The organism is Stenotrophomonas sp. 05L44_2 (genome assembly GCF_056665995.1).
This window is the reverse complement of sequence record NZ_JBFTNR010000165.1, coordinates 1-6,482: the sequence shown is the minus strand read 5'-3', so window position 1 is coordinate 6,482 and position 6,482 is coordinate 1. Positions and strand designations below refer to the sequence as shown.

Sequence of the window (6,482 nt, the reverse complement as noted above, 5' to 3'; positions counted from 1 at the left end):
GTTTGTTGCCCGCGCGTGCCAACCAAGGTTGGCGCCTACCCAGCGGTTTCCGGCGCCTTGCCCGGTAGAGGCCGACCTTGGTAGGCGGTTTTATTCCCGCAAGCACCAACCAAGGTTGGCACCCACCCGCGAGCTAGCCCGCGTGTACCCGGTTCTTGCCTTGGCGCTTTGCTGCGTACAGCGCGTCATCGGCGCGCCGCAGCAGCGTATCGGCATCGTCTCCCGGCTGCCATTGCGCCAGGCCCGCGCTGAAATGCACGGGGATGCGCCGCTCCTGCAGGGTCAGCACGCGATGCGCCAGTGAGCGCTGCAGCCGCTGCACCGTGGCCATGCTGTCCGCGCCGGGGGTTTCGGGAAGCACCAGCACGAACTCKTCGCCGCCCAGCCGGGCGATGCCATCAGTGGCACGCAGCAGCAGGCGGCACACCGCCACCAGGTGCTGCAGCAGCGCGTCGCCGCCGGCATGGCCGTGTTCGTCGTTGGTCTGGTGGAAATCATCCAGGTCGATCACCGCCAGTCCGAGCGGCGAGTGGTTGCGTGCGGCGCGGGCCAGCTCGCGCTGCAGCAGTTCATCCAGGCCACGCCGGTTCAGGGCCTGGGTCAACGGATCGATACGCGCCAGATCGCCGGCCGCGCGCAGATCCTGTTCCAGCTGGTTGATGCGCTGTTCGGCGCGTTCCACTTCCTGCCGCGCGCTGGCCAGGTGATCGCGCGCCTGCGCCGCCTGCTGCTGCACTTTGCCGGTGTCCTGCATCACTTCCTGCAGCAGGTGGTTGAGGTCGGCGATGCTGCGCGCCTCGCGCAACTGCAGCGCGTAGCTGCCGATGCGGTCGTGGTATTCACCGGTGCTGGCAGCCATGCCATCCATGCGCTCGATGAACTCGCCCATCAAGCTACGCATGGCCGCTTTCGAATCGTCGATTCCCTGCCGCAGCAGGCCCTGCTTGTAGATCACCTCGCGCAGCTCGGCGCGGGTGCGCTCGACCGATTCGGCTTCCAGCGGTCCGGCCAGCAACTGGCGCACGGCCGCGATCTGGCCCTGCAGCCAACTGCGGTCATCCAGCAACTCGCTGACGTTCTCCAGCAGCAGGGCGAACAACTCAAGCAACAACGCCTGCTGTTCCTGCCAGCTTTCGGCGCGCACGCCGATCTGGTGGCCCAGCTCGCGCGCGCCCTGTTCGATCGGTTCCAGTGCCGCGCCCGGTTGCCATTGGCGCAGGCGTATGGCCAGGGCCTGCGCCTGCTCGCGCAGGTCGGGATCGTGCTGCAGCAGCGCGACCACCGCGCCGCCCAGCAGCAACCGCAGCTGCTCGGACAGGCGCAGGCTGTCGGGCTGGCCATCGGGCGAGTGCTGGTCGATGGTGCGGATGTATTTATCGATCAGCTGCCGCATCGCCCGGCCATAGCGCGGCCAATCGGCACTGGCCTGTGCTGATTGCAGGCGATCACCCATGTCGCCCAGCTCGCCCGGCAGGGTGGCCATGCCATTGGCGAAGGCGGCCAGCAGCGGCTCGGGGGCATCGGCCCCGGCAAACAGCTGCTGCAACGCCACGCTGCTACCGCCCTGCAGTACCACCCGATCGCCGCGCCCGTCATCGACCACCGCGCGCACGCGCGCAGGCGGCCCGATGGCGGTGCCGGGGGCAGGGCGGGGGTCGGGCTGGTCCGTCATGGAACGCATCCTGGGATGGCAGGGGGGCTGGTCACAGCATATCGGCGCAACCGGCGGTGGCTTGAACCGATAGGATGGGCGACAGGATGCCGCAGTGGAGGTGGGTATGCGTGTGATGTTGCTGGGGGCGACGGGACTGGTCGGAGGCCACGCCCTGTCGCAGCTGCTGGCCGACCCCCGCTGCAGCGCCGTGGTCGCGCCCAGCCGTCGCCCGCTGGCTGCGCCGCACGGGAAACTGCACAACCCGGTGCTCGACTTCGCCCGGCTGCCCGATGCGCCGGACTGGGCCCGGGTGGACGCGGTGGTCTGCGCCCTGGGCAGCACCATCGCCCAGGCCGGCAGCCGCGAGGCGTTCCATCGCATCGATCACGACTATCCGCTGGCCTTCGCCCGCCTGGCCCTTGCGCAGGGTGCCCAGGCCTTCGYGCTGAACTCGGCCGCAGGCGCCAACCCGCGTTCGTCGATCTTCTACAGCCGGGTCAAAGGCGAGCTGGAGCGCGACCTGCGCGCGCTGGGTTTCCCGTCGCTGACGCTGGTGCGGCCGGGGCTGATCGGCGGTGAGCGGCAGGAGGTCCGCCGTGGCGAACACTTCGCGCTGCAGGTGCTGGGTGTGCTGGGGCCGGTGTTGCCACGTGCGTGGCGGATCAATCCGGCACCGGAGATTGCCCACGCGCTGGTGGATGCGGCGCTGGCGGCAAAGCCGGGCGAGCACGTGGTGCCGTCGCGCGATCTGGTCGGCTGATGTCCCGCGCGCTGCGCCTGAACCAGCTGCTTCAGGTACTGCGCCGCCATCGCCGGCCGGTGGCCGGGCAGGCGCTGGCCGAGGAACTGGGCATCAGCCTGCGTACGCTTTACCGCGATATTGAAACGCTGCGCGAGCAGGGCGCCGACCTGCGCGGGGAAGCCGGTGTCGGCTACCAGCTGGAACCGGGCGATGTGCTGCCGCCGCTGACCTTGCCACCGGCCGAGATCGACGCGCTGGTGCTTGGCCTGCGCTGGGTGGCGGCACGCACCGAGCCGGCCCTGGCCGAGGCCGCGCGTGATGCCCTGGCGCGCATTGCGCACGTGCTGCCGGCGGCGCGACGCGATGCGCTGCGTGACAGCGGCCTGCGGGTGGGGCCATCGCGAACGACGGCCAAGGTACCCCCGGCGCGGCTGCAGGCCGTGCGCGAAGCGGTGGGCACGCAGCAGCGGCTGCAGTTTGCCTATGAAGATGCGCAGGGCCGGCGTACCGAGCGCGTGGTCTGGCCGTTCGCACTGGGGTACTTCGATGAAGTGCCGATGCTGGCGGCGTGGTGCGAGGGCCGCGAAGACTTCCGTCATTTCCGCCTGGATCGCATTCGCCATGTGCGTGCGTTGGAAGAGCACTACCTGGTGCCACGCGCGACCTTGTTGCGGCGCTGGCAGAAGGCGCAGGGCATCGCTCCGGATTGGCTGGACCGTTCGTGACGAGGTCGAGCTTCCTCGACTGCTTCTGGTCGTTGCTCTGGCTTTGGTAGATGTCGAGCTTGCTCGACGCTCTTGCTCTTCGCTCTCTGCGCTCGGTAGGTGTCGAGCTTGCTCGACGCTCTTGCTCTTCGCGGAGAGCAGTCGAGCAAGCTCGACATCTACCAAAGCCAGAGCAAAGGCAGTCGAGCCTGCTCGACACTGCTGACAGGATCTGTCAGCAGGGCAGGGCCACCATGACCGCTCCCAACCACGGAGCTTTCCCATGTTCAAGCCAAGCACCCTGCTGCAGTACGTGCGCGACGTTGCCACCAGTGCCACCTTCTACAGCGGCATCCTCGGCACGGCACCGGTCGAACAGTCGCCCGGCTTTGCCCTGTTCCTGCTCGGCGATGGCGCCGCGCTCGGCCTGTGGCAGCGCGATGACGTGCAGCCGCCAGTGGATGCGGAGGGCGGTGCAGCCGAGCTGGCGATGGTGGTGGCCAATCCTGATGAAGTGCGGCAGTTGCACGATGCCTGGCGCGCACTCGGTGTGCAGATCGCCCAGGCGCCGGTAACGCTGGAATTCGGGCACACCTTCGTCGGTGTCGACCCCGATGGCCACCGCCTGCGTGTCTACAGCCGCGCCGAGGGCATGGTCGCGCGCGATTGATCCAGGAATTTCGTATAGCAGAGCCCAAGCTCGGCTTGTTTCATGCCTTCATCCACGCATGGCGTGGATCTACTGAAAAGCAGCCGAGCATGGCTGGGCGACATAGTGGAGCAGGCACAAAAAAACGCCGGGCAATGCCCGGCGTTTTTCAACTCATGTGCCAACCAAGGTTGGCACCTACCGGTCAGCTGGCCAGCGCCAGATCGTCCATCATCGCGCGCAGGAAGCGGGCCGCTTCACCGCCGGTGGCGGCGCGGTGGTCGAAGGTCACCGACAGCGGAATGACCTTGTGCGCTTCCACGCCGCCCATCACCGGGGTCATCTGGTGGCGGGCACGGCCGGCACCGACGATGGCCACGCACGGCGGCACCACGACCGGGGTCGCGTAGCGGCCGGCGAACATGCCGAAGTTGGACAGCGAGATGGTGTAGCCGCTTAGTTCCGAGGCCGCGATCGAACGCGCTTCCACCTGCTCGCGCAGACGGTTCACGCCTTCACGGATGCCACGCGCGTCGAGCATGTCGGCGTTGCGCAGGGCCGGCACGAACAGGCCGTCGTCGGTATCCACGGCGATGCCGATGTCCACCTGCGCGTGCAGGGTGCGGGTCAGCGCTTCACCGTCGAACCAGGCGTTCATCGCCGGCACCTTCTGCGCGGCGACCACGATCGAGCGCACCAGGCGCGCGGTGACGTCGTTGCCCGGCAGCCAGGCGTGGATGTCGGCGTCGTCGTTCAGCGTGGTCGGCACGACCTTGCTGTGCGCATCGGCCATGACGCGGGCCATGTTGCGGCGCACGCCCTTCAGCGGTTCCGGCTGGCCCTTGGCGACCACGCCCGGCGGCTGGGTGCGCATCGGCTTGCCGGCAGCAGACAGCGGGGTGCGTGCGTCGGACTGTACCGGTGCGGCCACCTGGGCCGGCGCCGGTGCGGCGGCAGCCGGTGCAGCAACCGCTGCCGGAGCCGCGCCGATCTTCGCACTGCCGTCGGCGGCGGCCTGTTTGACGTCGGCCATGGTCACCGCGCCATCGGCGCCGGTGGCACGTACGCGGCTCAGGTCCACGCCCAGCTTGCGCGCGGTGGCACGCACCGCCGGCACGGCCTTGACGCCGCCCACGGCCAGCGCCTGTTCGGCGTGCACAGCGTTGGAGCTCTGCATCGCGCCGACCACGGTGCCGGCGTCATCACGCTCGGCGGCGGCCGGCTTGGCTTCTTCTGCAGCCACCGGGGCGGCTGCGGTGGGAAGCGGCGGCGGCGTCGGAGCTGCGGCGGCAGCCGGAGCGGCATGGCCGTGGCTGTGGCCGGTGTCCTGACCATCGGCACGCTGCGGCAGGTTCGGGTCCAGCGCGAAGCTGGCCAGCACCGCGCCGGTCGGGATGATGTCGCCGGCAGCGCCGGACAGCTTCAGCACCGTGCCGGAGAACGGCGAGGGCACTTCGACGACGGCCTTGGCGGTCTCCATCGAGACCAGCGGCTCGTCCAGCTTGATCACATCGCCTTCCTTGACGAACCACTCGACGATGGTCGCGTCCGGCAGGCCTTCGCCCAGGTCGGGCAGGTTGAAGTTCTTGGTCTGGCTCATTTGCAGTTCTCTTCCAGCAGTTCCAGTTCGCGGGCAGGCAACCAGCCCGTCGCGCCATTGGCGCGCTCGGACCACCACCACCCGCCGTGTTCGTGATGAAGCTTGACCATCTCGCCGTTCTCCACATCCAGCTCGCGGGCGTCGTAGTCGCGCAGGGCTTCGGCGCGACCATCGTCCAACAGCTGCAACCACGCTACCGGTGCCCATCCGGCGCGCCCATCGCTGGTGCGCACCCAGGCAAACGCCGGCCATTCCTCGTCACGTACACCTACTTCGACGATCTGGCCGGTGCGGAACCGGAGCGGGTTGGGATACTGGCTGCGGTAAGCCCCGAGAAGGCGGGCCCGCATGTCAGCCTGCCGCCACCGCGCGCTTGGCCGCCGCCACGATCCGCTCCACGCTCGGCAGGTACTTCATCTCCAGGCGGAACAGCGGAATGTGGGTGTCGTAACCGGTGACGCGCTCGACCGGAGCCAGCAGGTCGTAGATCGATTCCTCGGCCAGGCGTGCGGCGATTTCCGCGCCGAAGCCCGCGGTCTTCGGGGCCTCMTGCACGATCACGCAGCGGCCGGTCTTGGCCACCGACTCGGCGATGGTGGCAAAGTCCAGCGGACGCAGCGTAGCCACGTCGATGACTTCGGCACTGATGCCTTCGCCGGCCAGCTTGTCGGCCGCTTCCAGCGCTTCCTTCACCTGCGCRCCCCAGGTCACCAGGGTCACGTCGGTGCCRTCGCGCAGCACGAAGCACACGTCCAGCGGCARGGCTTCGCCGTCRTTGACGACCACTTCCTTGTACTGGCGGTAGATGCGCTTGGGCTCCATGTAGATCACCGGATCCGGCTCGCGGATCGCGGCCAGCAGCAGGCCATAGGCGCGCTGCGGCGAGGACGGCAGCACCACGCGCAGGCCCGGCACGTTGGTGAAGATCGCTTCGTTGGCCTCGCTGTGGTGCTCCGGCGCACGGATGCCGCCACCCCACGGCACGCGCAGCACCATCGGGCAGTGCAGGCGGCCACGGGTGCGGTAACGCAGGCGCGCGGCGTGGCAGATGATGTGGTCGACCATCGGGTACATGAAGCCATCGAACTGCGCTTCGGCCACCGGCTTCATGCCCTGTGCGGCCAGGCCGATGG

At 68.8% G+C, this 6,482-nt stretch carries 7 protein-coding genes; 3 read left to right on the top strand and 4 right to left on the bottom strand.

Annotated elements, in window-relative coordinates; genetic code table 11:
• Positions 1 to 133: 133 nt before the first annotated feature.
• The gene (locus AC1VAN_RS07780; RefSeq protein WP_480985573.1) at positions 134 to 1,672 is read right to left on the bottom strand and encodes a GGDEF domain-containing protein; all 1,539 of its coding nucleotides are present in this window, start codon (positions 1,670 to 1,672) and stop codon (positions 134 to 136) included.
• A 106-nt stretch (positions 1,673 to 1,778) separates the two neighbouring features.
• Between AC1VAN_RS07780 and AC1VAN_RS07775 the strand changes: the two genes are divergently transcribed.
• The 3 genes from AC1VAN_RS07775 to AC1VAN_RS07765 all read left to right on the top strand — a co-directional run bounded on the left by AC1VAN_RS07775 (position 1,779) and on the right by AC1VAN_RS07765 (position 3,770).
• Positions 1,779 to 2,414 (top strand): Rossmann-fold NAD(P)-binding domain-containing protein, encoded by a 636-nt coding sequence (locus AC1VAN_RS07775; RefSeq protein ID WP_480985572.1) that lies wholly within the window; start codon positions 1,779 to 1,781, stop codon positions 2,412 to 2,414.
• Positions 2,414 to 3,121 carry a helix-turn-helix transcriptional regulator gene (locus AC1VAN_RS07770; RefSeq protein ID WP_025874579.1) on the top strand — a complete coding sequence of 236 codons (708 nt, stop codon included), beginning with the start codon at positions 2,414 to 2,416 and terminating at the stop codon, positions 3,119 to 3,121. The genes AC1VAN_RS07775 and AC1VAN_RS07770 overlap by 1 nt, the downstream gene beginning before the upstream one ends.
• A 262-nt stretch (positions 3,122 to 3,383) precedes the next feature.
• On the top strand, positions 3,384 to 3,770 hold the full coding sequence (locus AC1VAN_RS07765) for a VOC family protein (protein ID WP_088101779.1): 387 nt from the start codon (positions 3,384 to 3,386) through the stop codon (positions 3,768 to 3,770).
• Between the two features lie 184 nt (positions 3,771 to 3,954).
• On the opposite strand, the gene AC1VAN_RS07760 is transcribed toward AC1VAN_RS07765, so the two are convergent.
• The 3 genes from AC1VAN_RS07760 to AC1VAN_RS07750 form a co-directional block, all read right to left on the bottom strand.
• Complete coding sequence (locus AC1VAN_RS07760; protein ID WP_099785666.1) at positions 3,955 to 5,349, bottom strand: dihydrolipoamide acetyltransferase family protein; 1,395 nt, start codon at positions 5,347 to 5,349, stop codon at positions 3,955 to 3,957.
• Positions 5,346 to 5,699, bottom strand: a complete 354-nt coding sequence (locus AC1VAN_RS07755) for an SH3 domain-containing protein (protein WP_025874583.1) — start codon at positions 5,697 to 5,699, stop codon at positions 5,346 to 5,348. Before AC1VAN_RS07755 ends, AC1VAN_RS07760 begins: the two co-directional genes overlap by 4 nt.
• 1 nt (position 5,700) lies before the next feature.
• Positions 5,701 to 6,482: alpha-ketoacid dehydrogenase subunit beta (locus tag AC1VAN_RS07750; protein ID WP_480985571.1), on the bottom strand; the 782-nt coding region annotated here is incomplete at its 5' end.

What these genes read in the sequence shown, in the direction of transcription:
- AC1VAN_RS07770 (WP_025874579.1), top strand. Translation starts at nt 2,414, where the DNA reads ATGTCCCGCGCGCTGCGCCTGAACCAGCTGCTTCAGGTACTGCGCCGC.
- AC1VAN_RS07765 (WP_088101779.1), top strand. Translation starts at nt 3,384, where the DNA reads ATGTTCAAGCCAAGCACCCTGCTGCAGTACGTGCGCGACGTTGCCACC.
- AC1VAN_RS07760 (WP_099785666.1), bottom strand. Translation starts at nt 5,349, where the DNA reads ATGAGCCAGACCAAGAACTTCAACCTGCCCGACCTGGGCGAAGGCCTG.
- AC1VAN_RS07755 (WP_025874583.1), bottom strand. Translation starts at nt 5,699, where the DNA reads ATGCGGGCCCGCCTTCTCGGGGCTTACCGCAGCCAGTATCCCAACCCG.